A 17,796-nucleotide genomic window follows, 5' to 3' on the forward strand; every position below is an offset into this window, starting at 1 on the left:
TGCAGATAGTTGCGCTCAATCGTCCGGTCATAGCTGTTGTCGCGCATCGGATCGTCCTCCGCTGGAGCGATCCAATCAGCGAATTAGTGAACATGCACAATTGCGAGGAGCCCTTGCGACGAAGCAATCCAGACTGCGATTGTTGAAAGATTCTGGATTGCTTCGCTCGCAATGCGGGAGTGTGTAGCTACTGTCCGCCCAACAGGCTCAGCACAAACCGGCTGCCCACGATGAACAGATAGCAGCCGAACGCGACTTCCAGCGTTCGCTTCGACATCGCATGGGCGGCTCTTACACCAAGCGGCGCGGTGACGAGGCTCATCGGCATCACCAGCGCGGCGCCGATCAGCGAGACGTAGCCGAGCGCGAACGGAACTTGCAGCGCTACGATGGCCGGATAGGTCGCCGCGGCCGGCCAGCCAGCATAGACGTAGCCGAGCGCGCCGGGGATCGAGATCAGCACGGCGAGCGCCGATGAGGTCGCGACCGCCTGATGGATCGGACGGCCGTAGAACGTCATCAGCAGGTTGGAGAACAGGCCGCCGCCGATGCCCATCAGCGTCGAGAGGATGCCGACGCAGAAGCCGTAGACCCGCATCAACCCGCCCTTCGGCAGATCGCCGCCGAGCTTCCAGCTCTCGCGCGCGAAGACGAGCCTCGCCGCAGCGGCGTAGGCGACGCAGACGAACACGATCTTGAACAGCCGCTCCGGCGCGTAGCGCGCCACCACGCTGCCGGCGACGACGCCAATGACGATTGGCAGCCACCAGAGGCGCAGGATCGCCATGTCGACCGCGCCGCGCCGGTAATGCGCCTGGAACGAGCGAAGCGAGGTCGGGATGATGATCGCTAGCGAGGTGCCGATGCAGAGCGGCATCCGCACCTCTAGCGGCACGCCGACGATGCGGAAGCATTCGTAGAGCACCGGCACGAGGATCGCGCCGCCGCCGATGCCGAACACGCCGGCCAGGAATCCCGAGAGTGCGCCGGTTGCAATCAGCAACAGCACGAGCTCGATGATCTCCTTGATATCAAGACCTGCAATCACCCCTGACCTGCTCCGGCATCGACCCCGAAACCTCCGCTCGGATCGGCTGCTGGCCCAGCTGTAGAAGATCTGATTTGTCCGGTCGACACGCCGCGCCTGCCGCCTCGGGTGGGATGCAGGACGCGCATATCCGCCATCGCGCGGAAAGTCGGTGCGCACGGCAGAATTGGACATGCCTTGTGGTTCGCCCGAGGTGCTTCCGGCGTCATGAACTGGCTGGCTCGAGCGCGATTCAAACCAGCATCGCTTAGAGGCGTTCCAACAGTGATTTCAATGGACCGCGCCGACGCCCGCAAAGGATGAACGAAGATCCGATGTTTCGTTGGTAGGCCTTCGCTCTGGTATACCAAGCCTCTGATTGGCCTTGTTTCATCAAGGCTCTAGAGCTGAACTCGCGTTCGATTTATGGCCATTTGGTGATTGCGCAGGCGAAATCGACTCCGTAAATAGAGCCGACCTTTCCGATCCCCACGCGCCCTTCTGTTGGGCCGCAATAAACATCAAAGCCCATGACCGCACGGATCGAACGACCGCTCTCGCCACACATGCAAGTCTACCGCTGGACGCTGACGATGGCGCTGTCCATCGTCCATCGCGGCACCGGTATCGCCCTCTATGTCGGAACCCTGCTGCTGGTCTGGTGGCTGGTTGCCGCAGCCTCCGGTCCGGCCGCCTACGGCCATGTCCAGGCCTTCGCCGGCAGCATCATCGGCCGGCTGATCGTGTTCGGCTACACCTGGGCGCTGATGCATCATATGCTCAGCGGCATCCGGCATTTCGTGTGGGACCTCGGCTACGGCTTCAAGGCCAATGAGCGGGAAGCGCTGACCTGGGGCGCCCTGATCGGCGGCATCGCTCTCACGGTGCTGATCTGGATCATCGCCTATGCGATTGGAGGCGGCCGATGAGTTTTGACGAATCCCACGGCTCGCCGCAGCGTCCCTCGATGCGCACCCCGCTTGGCCGCGTCCGCAATCTCGGCGCCGCGCATTCGGGCACGTCCGATTTCTGGCGCCAGCGCATCACCGGCGTCGCGATGACGCTGCTGATGATCCCGGTGCTGGTGATCATCATGATGCTGCTCGGCCGCAACCAGGTCGGCGCTGCGCAGATTCTCAGCTCCATTCCTGTCGCGGTGATCCTGCTCCTCTTCATCATCGCCAGCGCCTGGCACATGAAGATCGGCATGCAGGTGGTGATCGAGGACTACGTCCATAACGAGAAGCTGAAGCTCACCGCCATCATGCTCAACAACTTCTTCTCGGTCGCCGTGGCGCTCGCCTCGACCTACGCGATCCTGAAACTGTCATCCGGAGTGTAACCCATGGCCACCACAACGAATGGCTCGGGCAAGGGCGCTCCCGCCACCAACGGCAAAGCCTATCCGATCGAAGACCACACCTATGACGTCGTCGTGGTCGGCGCCGGCGGCGCGGGCCTGCGCGCCGTGGTCGGCTGCAGCGAAGCCGGCCTGCGCACCGCCTGCATCACAAAAGTGTTTCCCACCCGCTCGCACACGGTCGCTGCGCAGGGCGGCATCTCCGCCTCGCTCGGCAACATGCACAAGGACGACTGGCGCTGGCACATGTACGACACCGTCAAGGGGTCGGATTGGCTCGGTGACCAGGACGCGATCGAATACATGGTGCGCAACGCGCCCGAAGCGGTCTACGAGCTCGAGCATTGGGGCGTGCCGTTCTCACGCACCGAGGACGGCAAGATCTACCAGCGCCCGTTCGGCGGCATGACGACCGAGTTCGGCAAGGCCCAGGCGCAGCGCACCTGCGCCGCCGCCGACCGCACCGGCCACGCCATGCTCCACACGATGTACGGCCAGTCGCTGCGCCACGCGGCCGAGTTCTTCATCGAGTTCTTCGCCATCGACCTGATCATGGACGACCAGGGCACCTGCCGCGGCGTCATCGCGCTCAAGCTCGACGACGGCACGCTGCACCGCTTCCGCGCCCAGACCACGATCCTGGCCACCGGCGGCTATGGCCGCGCCTATGCCTCCTGCACCTCGGCGCATACCTGCACCGGCGATGGCGGCGGCATGGTGCTGCGCGCCGGCCTGCCGATGCAGGACATGGAGTTCGTCCAATTCCACCCGACCGGCATCTACGGATCGGGCTGTCTCGTCACTGAGGGCGCGCGCGGCGAAGGCGGCTATCTCGTTAACTTCGAGGGCGAGCGCTTCATGGAGCGCTATGCGCCGTCGGCCAAGGATCTCGCCTCACGTGACGTCGTCTCGCGCGCAATGACCATCGAGATCCGCGAAGGGCGCGGCGTCGGCAAGAAGAAGGACCACATCTTCCTGCACCTCGACCATCTCGATCCCGCGGTGCTGGCCGAACGGCTGCCGGGCATCTCCGAATCCGCGAAGATCTTCGCCAATGTCGACGTGACGCGCGAGCCGATCCCGATCGTGCCGACCGTGCACTACAACATGGGCGGCATCCCCACGAACTATCACGGCGAGGTGCTGACCAAGAAGGATGGCGATGACAACGCCATCATCCCGGGCCTGATGGCGATCGGTGAAGCCGCCTGCGTCTCCGTGCACGGCGCCAACCGCCTCGGCTCCAACTCGCTGATCGATCTCGTCGTGTTTGGCCGCGCCGCGGCGCTCCGCCTCGCCGAGAAGCTCACGCCCAACGCCAAGCAGCCCGAGCTGCCGGCGAACTCGGCTGACCTCGCGCTCGGCCGGCTCGATCATTACCGCTACGCCTCCGGCGGTACGCCGACGGCGAAGCTGCGTGAAGGCATGCAGCACGTGATGCAGAACAATTGCGCGGTGTTCCGCACCGGCGAGGTGTTGAGCGAAGGCCAGAACCTGATCCAGAAGGTCCACAGCGGCATCACCGACATCGCGGTGTCCGACCGCTCGCTGGTGTGGAATTCGGACCTCGTCGAGACGCTCGAATTCGACAATCTGATCTCGCAGGCGGTGGTGACGATGAACTCGGCCGCCAACCGCACCGAGAGCCGCGGCGCTCATGCGCGCGAGGATTTCTCCGAACGCGACGACAAGAACTGGATGAAGCACACGCTGGCCTGGCTGGACGAATCCGGCAAGGTCAAGATCGAGTACCGCCCCGTTCACAACTACACCATGACCAACGACGTGCAGTACATCCCGCCGAAGGCGCGCGTGTATTGATCATTGCTTGTCATTGCCGGGCAAAAGGCGCGAAGCGTCGTCTTCAAACCTGATGACCCGGCGATCCATCCTTTAAAGATGGATGCGCGGGTCGAGCCCGCGCATGACGGAAGAAACCAGAGGCAGGACTTATGGTTGAATTCGCACTTCCGAAGAACTCCAAGATCACTGGCGGCAAGACCTGGCCGAAGCCCGCGGGGGCCACCGAGCTCCGCGAGTTCAGGGTCTATCGCTGGAATCCGGACGACGGCAAGAATCCGAGCGTCGACACCTATTACGTCGACACCAATGATTGCGGTCCGATGGTGCTGGACGGCCTGATCTGGATCAAGAACCACATCGATCCGTCGCTGACCTTCCGCCGCTCCTGCCGCGAAGGCGTCTGCGGCTCCTGCGCCATGAACATCGACGGCCAGAACACGCTGGCCTGCACCCGCTCGATGCACGACGTGAAGGACGGCGCGGTGAAGATCAACCCGCTGCCGCATCAGCCGGTCGTCAAGGACCTCGTTCCCGACCTCACCAATTTCTACGCGCAGTACGCCTCGGTCGAGCCGTGGCTGAAGACGACCTCGCCGACGCCGCAGAAGGAATGGCGCCAGAGCCACGAGGATCGCGAGAAGCTTGACGGCCTCTACGAGTGCATCCTGTGTGCCTGCTGCTCGACCTCCTGCCCGAGCTATTGGTGGAACAGCGAGCGCTATCTCGGCCCCGCCGCGCTGCTTCAGGCCAACCGCTGGGTGTCCGATTCGCGCGATGAAGCGACCGGCGAGCGGCTCGACAATCTCGAGGATCCATTCCGCCTCTATCGCTGCCACACCATCATGAACTGCGCCAAGGCCTGCCCGAAGGGCCTGAACCCCGCGGAAGCCATCGCCGAGCTCAAGCTCAAGATGGTCGAGCGCCAGATCTGAGTCGAAATTGATGGTCCCGCCCCGGCCGGGCTGGCCGGGGTATGCTGCGATCGCACGCAATTCGAGGAGAATTTTCTTCAGCCCGCTGCGCGCGCAAATTTTCGGTCCACAACCAAAGGTTCCAGCAGAAGCTGCTTCCTTCCCTGCGCGTGATTCAGTTAAGCTCCGGCCAGGGACGGAGCGACTGTGCAGAGGGCGCAACGCAATTCGCTGAAACTGTTGCAGTGGATGATGGCGGCATCCCTGGCGCTGCCGATTGCGCTGTTCGCCATCGCCGCCACGATCTCCTACACATCGACGAATGACATCGCCGACCGCGAGATCGAGCGCACCCTCGACGTCGCGCATGAGCATGCGCTCAAGGTATTTGAAACCATCGACCGCAGCCTTGCCGAGCTCAACGAGGTCGTGCGCAGCCTTTCCGACGAAACCATCCGCGCGCGCGAACCGGCTTTGCACCGTCGCCTGAAGCGGCTGACCGATTCGCTGCCGCAGCTGAAATCGGCCTGGATCTTCGATGCGGACGGAAAAGCGCTGGTCAACAGCCTCGTCTCGCCGCCGCCGGAGCTGAGCTTTGCGGACCGCGACTACTTCTATGCCCACGTCGACCAGAGCATCGGCACCTTCATCGGCACGGCGCTGACGCCACGCCCGCCCTATCAGGGCGCCCGCTTCTTCGGCGTGAGCCGGCGCCGCGATGCCGATGACGGCCGCTTCATCGGCGTGATCCAGGCCTCGGTCCTGCCGGAATATTTCGAGAGCTTTTATGCCAGGATCGGCTCCGATCCCGGCAGCTTCTTCGCAATGGGACGCACGGACGGCGCACTGCTCGCGCATTTCCCGCGGCTCGACCACGACCTGCGGCTCGATCCGGGTGGCCCGGTTGGCCAAAAGATCGCGACAAGCCCCGAGCACGGCCTCATGACCATCGCCTGGCCGTTGGACGGGATTGAGCGCCGCATCGGCTACCGGCGCATCGCCGAATATCCGATCTATGTCAGCGCCGGGCTCGAAAGCTCGGCCATCCGGGCACGCTGGTTCGCCACCATGGGCCAGCATCTGGTGTTCGGCATTCCCGCGACGGCGCTGCTCTTCCTGCTGCTCGCCTTCGCGTTCCGCCGCACCCAGCATCTCCAGGCCGAGGCCGCAGCGCGGCGAGAAGCCGAGGACGCGCTCAAGCACAGTCAGCGCCTGGAGGCGCTCGGGCAGCTCACCGGCGGCGTCGCGCACGACTTCAACAATCTGCTGACGGTGATCCGCGCCTCGGTCGACCTGCTGAATCGCCCGCAACTGACCGAGGAGCGGCGGCAGCGCTACATCACGGCCATCGCGGACGCAGTTGCGCGCGCCGCCAAGCTGACCTCGCAGCTCCTCGCCTTCGCGCGGCGCCAGACCCTGAAGCCGGAAGTGTTTGATGTCGGACAGCGGATGCAGTCGCTGCATGACATGCTGGCAACGCTGCTCGGGCCCGCCATCGAGATCGTCACGCGGCTGCCGGCCGAACCCTGCCTCGTCAACGCCGATGCCGGCCAGTTCGAGACGGCGCTGATCAACATGGCGACCAATGCGCGCGATGCCATGCAGGGAAAGGGCAGGATCACCTTCGAGGTCGAGGCCGCGACGACCATTCCGGATACGCTGGCCCCCGGCGCCCATGGCTACATAAGCGTCACCGTCCGCGACACCGGGATCGGCATTCCTGCGGCGCGGCTCGGGCGCATCTTCGAGCCGTTCTTCACCACCAAGCAGGTCGGCCACGGCACCGGTCTCGGCCTGTCCCAGGTGTTCGGTTTCGCCCGGCAATCCGGCGGCGAGGTGACGGTCACGAGCGAGGTGGGACAAGGCAGCACCTTCTCGCTCTATCTGCCGCGCGTGCCGCTGGAGCTGCGGCCGCAGCGGCAGGCGCCGAGCACGGCGCCGGCGGTGGCCGGCAGCGGCATGTCGGTGCTGGTGGTCGAGGACAACATCGAGCTCGCCAATTTTGCCGCCGACGGGCTGACCGAGCTCGGTTACAGCATCACGCTGGTCGACAATGCGACCGATGCGCTTGCCGAGCTCGTCGTGGACGCCGATCGTTTCGACGTCGTGTTCTCGGACGTGGTGATGCCTGGGATGACCGGGCTCGACCTGGCGCAGGCGGTCCGCGACCGTGGCATCTGCGTGCCGGTCGTGCTGACCACGGGCTACAGCCAGGCTCTATCCCAGGATGGCGCCGCCGAGTTCGATCTCGTGCAGAAGCCCTATTCGATCGAAGAATTGTCGCGCGTGCTCCACCGGACCGCCCGGCTGCGGCGCGTCCGGGACGGCGCCGCCGAATGAACCGGCGCTCGGAACCCAAGGGAACCGTTTGATTTCCTTTGCGTTGTCCGCCCATGCACAAGCCGGCCACGAAACGCGAACAGGGCAAGAATCCGTCCATTGTCGAGATCAAAGGCGAGAACGGCGATGACGTGGCGCCGCCGCCGCCCGAACTGCTCGAACCGGACCCCGAACTGTCGCCCGAAGAAGCCGAGCAGGCCCGCAAGGACTATCTGCTGACGCGCTTCTGGATCAGCGCGCGCGGCTTCTGGGGCCGTAACGGCGATCCCATGGCCTGGCCGTTCTCGATCGGCCTCGGCATGCTGATCGTCCTGACCGTCGGCTTCCAATACGGCATCAACGTCTGGAATCGCGCGATCTTCGACGCCATCGAGAAGCGCGATGCGACGAGCGTCTTCCATCTCACGGCGCTGTTCTTCCCGCTCGCAATCGGCAGCATCGTGCTCGGCGTCGCCCAGGTGTTCGCGCGGATGAGCATCCAGCGGCGCTGGCGAGCCTGGCTCACGAGCAGCGTGCTGACGCGCTGGCTCGCCAACGGCCGCTATTATCAGCTTAACCTCGTCGGCGGCGACCACAAGAATCCCGAATACCGCATCGCCGAGGATCTGCGCATTGCGACCGACTCGCCGGTCGATTTCCTCGCCGGCGTCACGTCCGCGCTGCTGTCGGCCGTGACCTTCATCATCGTGCTCTGGACCATCGGCGGCGCACTCACCGTCAGGCTCGGCGGCTTAAGCCTCACCATTCCCGGCTTCCTGGTGATCGCCGCGATCCTCTACGCCGCGATCGCCTCCAGCTCGATCCTGGTGATCGGCCGCCGCTTCGTGCAGGTCTCCGAGGACAAGAACCAGGCCGAAGCCGATTTCCGCTACACGCTGACGCGCGTGCGCGAACATGGCGAGAGCATCGCGCTGCTCGGCGGCGAACAGGAGGAGCGCGACGGCATCGACCGCAATTTCACCAGCGTACTTCGGCAATGGGCGCGCCTGGCCGGACAGCACATGCGGACGACGCTTGTCTCGCAGGGCTCCAGCCTCGTCGCGCCCGTGGTCCCCCTCCTGCTCTGTGCGCCAAAATTCCTCGACGGCAGCATGACGCTGGGACAGGTCATGCAGGCGGCCTCCGCCTTCACCATCGTGCAGAGCGCGTTCGGCTGGCTGGTCGACAATTATCCGCGACTCGCCGACTGGAACGCCTGCGCGCGGCGCATCGCCTCACTGATGATGTCGCTCGATGGTCTCGAACGTGCCGAGCAAGGCGATGGGCTTGGCCGCATCAAGCGCGGCGAGACCAGCAATGACGCCATGCTGGAGTTGAAAGACCTTTCTGTCACGCTGGACGACGGCACCGCCGTGGTCGGCGAGACAGAGGTGGTGATCGAGCCGGGCGAGCGGCTTCTGGTCGCCGGCGAATCCGGCACCGGCAAGAGCACGCTGGTGCGCGCCATTGCGGGGTTATGGCCGTGGGGCGGCGGCAGCGTCAATTTCCATCCCGACCGGCGGCTGTTCATGCTGCCGCAGCGGCCCTACGTACCCTCGGGATCGTTGCGCCGCGCGGTGGCCTATCCCGGCGCCGCTGACGATTGGACGATCGAGGAGATCGGCAAGGCCCTGCGCAAGGTCGGCCTCGATCACCTCAAGGACAAGATCGAGGAGGAGGCGCCATGGGACCAGACGCTATCAGGCGGCGAGAAGCAGCGCCTCGCATTTGCGCGGCTGCTGCTGCACAGTCCCGACATCATCGTGCTCGATGAGGCCACATCCGCGCTCGACGAGAAGAGCCAGGACAAGATGATGAAGATGGTCACCGACGAGCTGCCGAAGGCGACCATCGTCAGCGTCGCACATCGCGCCGAGCTGGAGGCTTTCCACAGCCGCAAGATTGTGCTGGAGCGCCGCAAGGGCGGCGCCAAGCTCGTCAGCGACGTCGAACTAATCCCGCGCAAGGGCAAGCGCAGGCTGCTCGGCCGCTTCCTGCGCCAGCGCATGGCCCCGCCGAAGAAGGCGGCGTGACTCTCTTTGCGCCGTCCCGGCCGTTATGACCCGCATCGAGCGTTGGAGTCCCTCGCAAAACCGGCTATGCATGCGCCGCTTGCAATAAGGACCGCCTGCTTGACGACCGACAACGCCCCTTCGTCCGCGCCGTTCGGCGCGTTTGCGCCGAACGCGGCGCAGGCCGCTCTCATTCGCCTGGCCCAACAGTCCGGGCTGAAGCGCGGCGCATTCCGGCCCTGGATGTCGCGGCTGGTCAATCTGCTGCGCGGCGGCCCGGTCGACGTGCAATATCAGGGCGCTTCGTTCCGCTTCTATCACCAGGGCAGCGCGACCGAGCGCGGTGCGCTGTTCAATCCCGACTACAATCTCGACGAGCTCGATTTCCTGCGTGAGCACACCCCGGCGGGCGGCACATTCGTCGACGTCGGCGCCAATGTCGGCACGTTTGCGCTGGTGATGGCGCGGCAGGTCGGCACCACAGGCAAGGTCGTGGCGATCGAGCCGCATCCGACGACGTTTGCGCGGCTCGCGTTCAATCACGCCGCATCGAACGCGATGCAGGTGCGCCTGGTGCAGGCCGCTGCCGGTGACAGCGACGGCGAGCTGATGATCGAGAGCGGCGGCGGTAATCTCGGTGCCACGCACGTCGTCACCGGCACGGCGAGCGCTGATGCGATCAAGGTCCCCTCGCTGCGCCTGACCCGTATCCTCGACGAGGCCGGCGTCACGCAGATCGATTCGCTCAAGATCGATGTCGAAGGCTTCGAGGACCGCGTGCTGATCCGCTTCTTCCGCGACGCGCCGCCATCGCTGTGGCCCCGCGCCGTGGTGATCGAACACCTGTCACAAAACGAATGGCAGCAGGATTGTATTGCCGACATGGTGGCGCGCGGCTTTGCCATCGCGCGCAAGACGCGCAGCAATACGTTCCTGTCGCGCTGACAGGGACGAACAACGGAGGTTGCGATGCTGGATCACATGGGATTCTCGGTCTCCGACTATGAGCGCGCCAAGGCGTTCTACGCCAAGGCGCTGGCGCCGCTCGGTTACAGCCTGATCATGGAAGTGACGGCAGAGCAAACCGGGCACGCCGCAGCCGCAGGGTTCGGCGCCGACGGCAAGCCGGATTTCTGGTTCGGCGGCGAAGGCGCGATGAACAAGCCGGTGCACATCGCGATCGCAGCCAAGGACCGCGCCACGGTGGACGCGTTCTACAAGGCGGCGATAGCGGCGGGCGGACGCGACAACGGGCCGCCCGGCATCCGCCCGCATTATCATGCGAACTATTACGGCGCCTTCGTGCTCGATCCCGACGGGCACAACATCGAGGCCGTCTGCCACGCACCGGAATAAGCCGCGCTCCATACCCCGCGAACAGGGAACATCGGCACGGCATCATCGTTATCGTTCTCTGGGCCATTGATCACGAAGGTGCCGATGCCAATCGAGCCGCCAGAGATTCCACCGACAACACCGGGCACTCCAACCGAGCCGCCTCCTGGAATTCCGCCGGGCAATCCGCAGCCCGACATCACGCCGCCGATGCGCGAGCCCGGCGAAACACCGCGGCCGGATGAATTGCCCGGCCATGTTCCCGAAGAGATTCCACGACGCGGGCCGAACGGACCGCTCACGCCCAATCCCGCAACGGACGCGCGTTCGCCGGGAGATCCCACATGAGGCGAGCGATCACATGCGGGGCGATTGCAACCTGCGTCTGAATGCGCAATGAACGTCGTCATAATGAAGTTATTTGCGTGCAGAAATAAATCGGGCCCCGACCGCTTGGCCCGCCACATTCCGGCCTAACGCGTAGCTGTTCATCCCAACACTTCGTCAAAGAACCTTCCGGGGAAGTTCACCACCATGACCAACCTTCGTCTCGTGCTGCTTGCAACGACGGCTCTGACCGCGATGCAATTCGCAAGCTCCGCATCGCATGCGCAAAGTGCGCCGCCGCTCGTCGTCGCGCAGGCCCAGCCACAAGAGACTGGCCCTGACGGAAAACCGAAGCAGCCTCCGAAGGGACCGCCAGCGGCCGCGCCGCCTGCAGCGCCCGCGCGCCCGGCCGCACCGCCGCCCGCGGCTGCACCGCCCCATCCACCCGCCGCGCCGCCGCCCGCCGCCGCACCGCCGCGCCCGACAGCGCCGCCTCCGCCTCCACCTGCGGCCCGTCCGGCTCCGCCGCCGCCACCTCCGCCGCCTGCCGCACCGAAGCAGCCTTCGCCGCCGCCGGCTGCGGCGCCACAGCAGCATGCGCCGACACCGCCCCCTCCGGCACCGCCTGCAGCACGTCCGGCTCCCACGCCGCCTCCCGCCGCAGCTCCGCAGCAGCATGCGCCGACGCCACCGCCGCCTGCAGCTCGCCCGACACCAACGCCGCCTCCTGCCGCGCAGCCGCATACGCCGCCTCCGGCACCGTCCGGCGCACGCCCGGCGCCGACGCCACCGGCCCCGCCCGCAGCAGCGCCTCAAGGCCGCCCGACGGCGACGCCTTCGCCTTCGCCCGCAGCGCCGCCGGCACGACCTGGCGCGCCTGCCCCGACCGCCGCGCCTGCACCGACTGCGTCACCAGCCCCGACGCCTGCGCCGACCGCGACGCCGGCTCCCGGGAGCACGCCCGGCGCGCCGCCGGCTGGACGCCCGGGTGCGCCGCCGCCGGGACGCCCGGGCGCGCCACCGGCTGCAGGATCGCCAGCTCCCGGCGCAACGCCCGCTCCAACGGCGACACCGTCACCAGGCGCCGGCACCCCGACGCCGCTGCCCGGACGTCCCGGTGCAGCATCGACGCCTGCTCCCGGCGCAACACCAGCCCCGGGCGCGACACCAACGCCTGGCCCTCAGGGCGGTACGCCGCCTGCGGGTGCGCCCGCTGCCGGAGCTCCGCCCGCGTCGCCGCAAGCCGGCGCCCCGGCCCGGCCGCCGGCGCCTCCCGCCGGTGCCGCGGCACCAAGTGTCGTCCCTGGCACGGCAGCCGCAGCACCACCGCCGAACCGGGCGCAATACGCTCCGCCCACGGTTGCGCCGGCCTTCCGGGCCGCGCCCACCGTAGCAGCACCATTGCCGCCTCCGCCGCGTCCGCCGCAGCGTGACCTGACGCCGCTCGCGATCGGCGCAGGCGTGGTGGCCGGCGTCGCGATCGGCGCCACCATCGCCGACCTCCACAACCAGCGGCGTGAGGTCGTCGAAGGCGGCCGTACCGTCTATACCGAGCCGGATCGCATCATCATCCGCGATCCGGGCGGGCAGGCCTATGTCCGCGGCAACGATCTCTATCGCTTCCGCTACGGCGCCCGCGACATCCGCACCGACACAGTCGGCGGCGAAACCCGCACCGTCGTGGTCCGCCCTGACGGCAGCGAGGTGATCACCGTGGTCGGTGCGGACGGTTCGCTGCTGCGCCGAATCCGCAGGGATCCCGGCGGGCGCGAGATCGTCATCATCGACAACAGCTACCGGGATCCGCGCGCGATCGGCGGGTTCTATGTCGACGTGCCGCCGCCGGTGGTCAACATTCCCTATGATCGCTACATCGTCGATGCCCAGGAGGCGTCGCCGGACGTGATCTACGCGACCATGCAGGCACCGCCGGTGCAGCGGATCGATCGGCGTTACTCGCTCGACGAGATCCGCTACAGCCCCAATGTTCGCATGCAGATGCCGAGCATCGACGTCAACACGATCAACTTCGAGACCGGATCGTGGACCATCCCGCCGGACCAGGCGGCACGGCTGCAGGTGATCGCCGACGGCCTCAACCAGGCGATTCAGCGCAACCCGCGCGAGGTGTTCCTGATCGAGGGACATACTGACGCGGTCGGCAACGAGGTCGACAATCTATCGCTGTCGGACCGCCGCGCGCAGTCGGCGGCCGAATTGCTGACGCAGCAATTCGGTGTGCCCGCGGAGAACCTGACGTCGCAAGGCTACGGCGAGCAGTATCTGAAGGAGCAGACGCAAGGGCCGAGCCTGATCAACCGGCGCGTCACCATCCGCCGCATCACACCGCTGCTCAATGGCGGCCAGGCCTCGCTGCCGCCGCCCCCGCCCGGCACCGCGCCGCCGCGCTGAGACGAAGCATACGAACGCAAATGGCCGGGAGCGATCCCGGCCATTTTTGTTTGGACAGCATCGCCGCTACGGCCGAGCGGCCAGCCCAAGCGCGTCGACCATGAGGCGAAAGACCTCGGTATTGTCCATCGAACCGCGCACACCATCGTTGCCTGGCCCTGCCGCCGTGAGGATGACGTCCTCACCCGAATGCACACTGGCGCCGATCATCGCCGGCAGATTGCCCGGGCGCAGCACGACGCCTGGAACATCCTTGTATTTGTCGTTGGCCTTGAAGGTCCCGTCCTCGCCACCCTTCACGGTCGGCTCGTTGGGATTGTCGAGCTTCGGGCGGAACGTCTCGTAATGGTCCGGCAGACTGGCCGAGAAGATGGCGAGCCGCCGGCTCACGTCCACGCGTGCCGGATAGCCCTCCGCATCCGCAGCCGGATAATTGGGAAATCCGGCCTGCTCGTAGACGCCGACGCGCTCGCGCAGCGGCACGTTGGCCGCAGTGCCCATGTCATCATTCACCGTACCGACGAGGCTGTTGGGATGATTGTGGTCCGCCACCACCAGAATGAGGGTGTCGTCGCCACGCGCATGCGCCCATTCACGTGTCTGGCGCACAGCATTGTCGAGCATGATCGTGTCGTAGACGGCTCGCTCCATGTCGAGCAAATGCGCGTATTTGTCGATCATCCCGGACTCGACCATCAGGAAGAAACCGGCCTCATTCCGCGACAAGAGTTTCAGCGCCGCCTGCACCTGCTCGGTCAGGTCGGGCTGCTCGGGGAATTTCCTGACGCCGCCGCCCTTCAGGAATTTGCGGTCCAGTGCGCCGTCCATGTTTCCCGTGGCGAAGAGGCCGAGCAGCTTGCCCGTCTCCGGCTTGGCCGCGAAAGCGCCGAGCTCACGCGCGGTCGTCGCCACCTGATAGCCTGCATCGCGAAACTTCGCGATGTAATCGGTCTCGTCCTTGCGTTTCGAGCCGGCGGCGGATTTCGGCAGAAAATTTGCGCTGCCGCCGCCCATCAGCACATCCGGCTTCGCCGCGAAGAATTGCTCGACGATCTCGTCATAGGCGGCGCGCCGGCGGGTGTGCGCAAGCATCGCCGCCGGCGTCGCGTCCTCGATCTCGGTATTGGTGACGATACCGATCGCCATGTCGAGCCGCCTCCTGGCGAGGCTCGTGATCGTTTCGACCCGGGGATCGTCAAACGGGCTTGCGGTGCGATCCGCATAGACGCCCAAAGCGTTGACGGCGCTCTTGTGCCCGGTCGCATAAGCGCTGGCCGAATTCGCGGAGTCCGTGATGATCGAGTCCGAGCCCGCAGTCGCCACCAGTGCCATGTGAGGCATGTCGTCGATGGCGAGCTTGCCGGGGCTTTTGCCCTCCGAAATGCCCTTGGACAGGATGCGGGCTGCGACCCGATGGGCCGGCGACATACCATCACCGATGAACAGGATGACGTTCTTCGCCTTGCGCGGACCCGTGTCGTAGACCGTCCATGTGACGCTGCGCTGGCGCGTGCCGTCGCTCACGTCCACAGCAATGCTGCCGGGCGTGGTCAGTGTAACGTCGCGCAGGACGAGGGCCGACTGTTCCTTGCCGTCCTCGCGATCGACGAAAGTCCCGGAGCGGCCGAACGCGATTGCGTAATCTGCGCCGTTCACCGTCACCTTCAACTTGGCCGGGTCAACCGGCCCGGGGAGTTCGACCTTAAAATCGAATTGAGCTCCGGCCAGGATCTCGGCACGATCAATCGGATAGATCGTCTGCGCCGACACTGGCGTTGTCCAAAGAAGGACGATGAGAGAGGCGACGGCCGACTGCTTGACCATGTTCGATGCTCCGCGCTGCCCATTCCGGGGAAGCAAGGAGCCTAGCGGCCGTCAATGACACCGTCATTATGTCGTGCATCGCCCGATTGGGGCGACAAAGGGCTCAATCCTTGTCGCTCTCCAGCCGGAAGATCTGCGAGCCTTCGCTACCCGACAGCAGCCCGGTGTCGCTGTAGAGTTTTAGCTTGGTGCGCGTGTCGGCGATGTCGAGGTTGCGCATGGTGAGCTGGCCGATTCGGTCGGCCGGCGTGAAGGCTGCGTCCTCGACTTTCTCCATGCTGAGCCGCTCGGGCGCGTAGGTGAGATTGGGGCTCTCGGTGTTGAGGATCGAGTAGTCGTTGCCGCGGCGCAGCTCCAGCGCGACTTCGCCGCTGACGGCGCGCGCGACCCAGCGCTGCGCGGTCTCGCGCAGCATCAGGGCCTGCGAGTCGAACCAGCGGCCCTGATAGAGCAGCCGGCCGAGGCGCATGCCGCTGATGCGGTACTGCTCGATGGTGTCCTCGTTGTGGATGCCGGTGACGAGGCGCTCATAGGCGATGTGCAAGAGCGCCATGCCGGGCGCCTCATAGATGCCGCGGCTCTTGGCTTCGATGATGCGGTTCTCGATCTGGTCGCTCATGCCGAGGCCGTGGCGGCCGCCGATGGCGTTGGCCTCGAGGAACAGCGCGACGGCATCAGAGAAGGTCTGGCCGTTGAGCGCAACCGGCTGGCCTTCCTCGAAACGCACCACGACCTTCTCGGCCTTGACGGCGCAGTCGTCGCGCCAGAACGGCACGCCCATGATCGGGTTGACGATCTTGATGCCGCTGTCGAGGCTCTCGAGATCCTTGGCCTCGTGCGTGGCGCCGAGCAGATTGCTGTCGGTCGAATACGCCTTCTCGGCGCTCATCTTGTAGGCGAAGCCCTGGGCCGTCATGAACGCCGACATTTCGGCGCGGCCGCCGAGCTCGTCGATGAACTGCTGGTCGAGCCAGGGCTTGTAGATCTTCAGGCTCGGATTGGTCAGCAGGCCGTAGCGGTAGAAGCGCTCGATGTCGTTGCCCTTGAAGGTCGAGCCGTCGCCCCAGATGTTGACGCCGTCCTCCTTCATCGCCGCGACCAGCATCGTGCCGGTGACGGCGCGCCCCAGAGGCGTGGTGTTGAAATAGGTGATGCCGCCGGTTGAGATATGGAAGGCGCCCGACTGGATCGCGGCGATGCCTTCGTGGACGAGTTGCGTGCGGCAATCGACCAGCCGGGCCTTCTCGGCGCCGAACTCCATCGCCTTGCGCGGAATCTCGTTGTAGTCGGCTTCATCAGGCTGGCCGAGATTGGCGGTGTAGGCGTAGCAGCGTGCGCCCTTCTGCTTCATCCAGAGCAGCGCCGCAGAGGTGTCGAGGCCGCCCGAAAAAGCAATGCCGACTTTCTCACCCTTGGGCAGGCTTTTCAGGATCGTGGTCATGGTGCTTCCAATCGGGTCTCAAGGGCTGATGTCGGGGCGGGTTTGACCCGCGCGAATATCAAATTTCGCAGGGGTGGGCACGCATTTAATATAATAGCTCAAACCGAGGGCTCGGGACCGGTCTTGCGCCCGAACAGGCGCTGGCGGATCCGGTAGGCGGGCATGTTCAGCCGCGTCAGGGCGGCGTCGACCGCCTCATCTGAAAACCGTGTCCGCGGCCAGCGGTAGATCAGCGCGTAGGCGAACCAGATCACCACAAAGGTCACGAGGCCCGCAATCGAGACATCGGTGAAGAAGTGCCCGCCGAAGGCCATGCGCAGCCCGCTCGTGACAGCGCCAAAGATCACGGCTCCAGCATAGGCCAGCGGACGCCACGCCGGCGGCGCCAGCGCGGCCGGCGCCAGCGTCCAGAATGCCGTCGCGCCTTCGCCGGAGAAGAACGAGCAGTTGCGCGCGCAACCGCCGCGCGGATCCCACCACGGTACGAATTGCTGATCGCCGGCGAACTCGGTCACCACCACCGGACGCGGGCGGCCCCAATAGGTCTTGAAGGTGAGGTTGGTCAGAATGCCGGCCGACAGGATGATCGTGACCAGCAGGAACACGATCGCGCGCCCAGATACCATCAAGGGACGATCGGGCCTGATCATCTTGACCACGAGCGCCACGAGCGACGGCAGCACGAAGGCCCAGGCGACCCACATCGCAGCATCACGCGCGACGCCGGCCCAGCCATTCAGCTTGAGCGGAAAGGTTTTCGTTTCGCCGTCGAAGAAGAGCGACGCGAGCTTGAGGTCGAGCTCGGGATAGAGGCCGAAGACAAGGCCGATCACGAGCCACAGCGAAAGGGCGATGAAGAGTCCGGTCCGGTTCATGGCGCGCGGTTTAGCGGAGCAGGGCGGAGATGAAAACCCCAACGGCGGTCCTGAGCAACCGGCGACATGGGTAACAGTTCAAACCGACGACATGGGTAACACAATTCTCGTTTCGTTCAGGCCTGCTGTTGTTGGGGCTGTGGACCCTGG

14 protein-coding genes are annotated in these 17,796 nt (G+C 65.6%); 10 read left to right on the forward strand and 4 right to left on the reverse strand.

The annotated features are described in order from the left end of the window. Positions 1 to 187: 187 nt before the first annotated feature. Positions 188 to 1,048, reverse strand: a complete 861-nt coding sequence (locus IVB01_RS17185) for a sulfite exporter TauE/SafE family protein (RefSeq protein ID WP_247276142.1) — start codon at positions 1,046 to 1,048, stop codon at positions 188 to 190. A gap of 509 nt (positions 1,049 to 1,557) precedes the next feature. Between IVB01_RS17185 and sdhC the strand changes: the two genes are divergently transcribed. The 10 genes from sdhC to IVB01_RS17235 all read left to right on the forward strand — a co-directional run bounded on the left by sdhC (position 1,558) and on the right by IVB01_RS17235 (position 13,506). Further along, positions 1,558 to 1,956, forward strand: a complete 399-nt coding sequence (sdhC, locus tag IVB01_RS17190; protein ID WP_247421270.1) for a succinate dehydrogenase, cytochrome b556 subunit — start codon at positions 1,558 to 1,560, stop codon at positions 1,954 to 1,956. After that, on the forward strand, positions 1,953 to 2,369 hold the full coding sequence (gene sdhD / locus IVB01_RS17195) for a succinate dehydrogenase, hydrophobic membrane anchor protein (protein WP_247276140.1): 417 nt from the start codon (positions 1,953 to 1,955) through the stop codon (positions 2,367 to 2,369). The genes sdhC and sdhD overlap by 4 nt, the downstream gene beginning before the upstream one ends. Before the next feature lie 3 nt (positions 2,370 to 2,372). Further along, positions 2,373 to 4,208: a succinate dehydrogenase flavoprotein subunit gene (gene sdhA / locus IVB01_RS17200; RefSeq protein WP_247449009.1), complete on the forward strand. Its 1,836-nt coding sequence runs from the start codon at positions 2,373 to 2,375 to the stop codon at positions 4,206 to 4,208. A gap of 131 nt (positions 4,209 to 4,339) precedes the next feature. Next, positions 4,340 to 5,122, forward strand: a complete 783-nt coding sequence (locus IVB01_RS17205; protein ID WP_247276138.1) for a succinate dehydrogenase iron-sulfur subunit — start codon at positions 4,340 to 4,342, stop codon at positions 5,120 to 5,122. Positions 5,123 to 5,308: 186 nt separating this feature from the next. Then, positions 5,309 to 7,441: a hybrid sensor histidine kinase/response regulator gene (locus IVB01_RS17210; protein ID WP_247276137.1), complete on the forward strand. Its 2,133-nt coding sequence runs from the start codon at positions 5,309 to 5,311 to the stop codon at positions 7,439 to 7,441. A gap of 53 nt (positions 7,442 to 7,494) precedes the next feature. Further along, positions 7,495 to 9,453: an ABC transporter ATP-binding protein/permease gene (locus tag IVB01_RS17215; protein ID WP_247276136.1), complete on the forward strand. Its 1,959-nt coding sequence runs from the start codon at positions 7,495 to 7,497 to the stop codon at positions 9,451 to 9,453. Positions 9,454 to 9,552: 99 nt separating this feature from the next. Next, positions 9,553 to 10,377 (forward strand): FkbM family methyltransferase, encoded by an 825-nt coding sequence (locus tag IVB01_RS17220; protein ID WP_247276135.1) that lies wholly within the window; start codon positions 9,553 to 9,555, stop codon positions 10,375 to 10,377. A 24-nt stretch (positions 10,378 to 10,401) separates the two neighbouring features. Beyond that, positions 10,402 to 10,788, forward strand: a complete 387-nt coding sequence (locus tag IVB01_RS17225; protein ID WP_247276134.1) for a VOC family protein — start codon at positions 10,402 to 10,404, stop codon at positions 10,786 to 10,788. Between the two features lie 84 nt (positions 10,789 to 10,872). After that, complete coding sequence (locus tag IVB01_RS17230) at positions 10,873 to 11,115, forward strand: hypothetical protein (RefSeq protein WP_247276133.1); 243 nt, start codon at positions 10,873 to 10,875, stop codon at positions 11,113 to 11,115. Positions 11,116 to 11,301: 186 nt separating this feature from the next. Beyond that, a complete protein-coding gene (locus tag IVB01_RS17235; protein ID WP_247276132.1) occupies positions 11,302 to 13,506 on the forward strand; it encodes an OmpA family protein in 2,205 nt (734 codons plus the stop codon). A gap of 66 nt (positions 13,507 to 13,572) precedes the next feature. Here the strand turns inward: IVB01_RS17235 and IVB01_RS17240 are convergent, their stop codons facing one another. From IVB01_RS17240 to IVB01_RS17250, 3 genes are all read right to left on the reverse strand, one after another. Beyond that, a complete protein-coding gene (locus tag IVB01_RS17240; RefSeq protein ID WP_247276131.1) occupies positions 13,573 to 15,330 on the reverse strand; it encodes an alkaline phosphatase in 1,758 nt (585 codons plus the stop codon). Between the two features lie 103 nt (positions 15,331 to 15,433). Beyond that, a complete protein-coding gene (gene argG, locus IVB01_RS17245) occupies positions 15,434 to 16,771 on the reverse strand; it encodes an argininosuccinate synthase (RefSeq protein WP_247276130.1) in 1,338 nt (445 codons plus the stop codon). A gap of 98 nt (positions 16,772 to 16,869) precedes the next feature. Continuing rightward, positions 16,870 to 17,646: a phosphatase PAP2 family protein gene (locus tag IVB01_RS17250; RefSeq protein WP_247276129.1), complete on the reverse strand. Its 777-nt coding sequence runs from the start codon at positions 17,644 to 17,646 to the stop codon at positions 16,870 to 16,872. Positions 17,647 to 17,796: the final 150 nt, after the last annotated feature.

Source organism: Bradyrhizobium sp. 164 (assembly GCF_023073715.1).
Classification (GTDB): domain Bacteria; phylum Pseudomonadota; class Alphaproteobacteria; order Rhizobiales; family Xanthobacteraceae; genus Bradyrhizobium.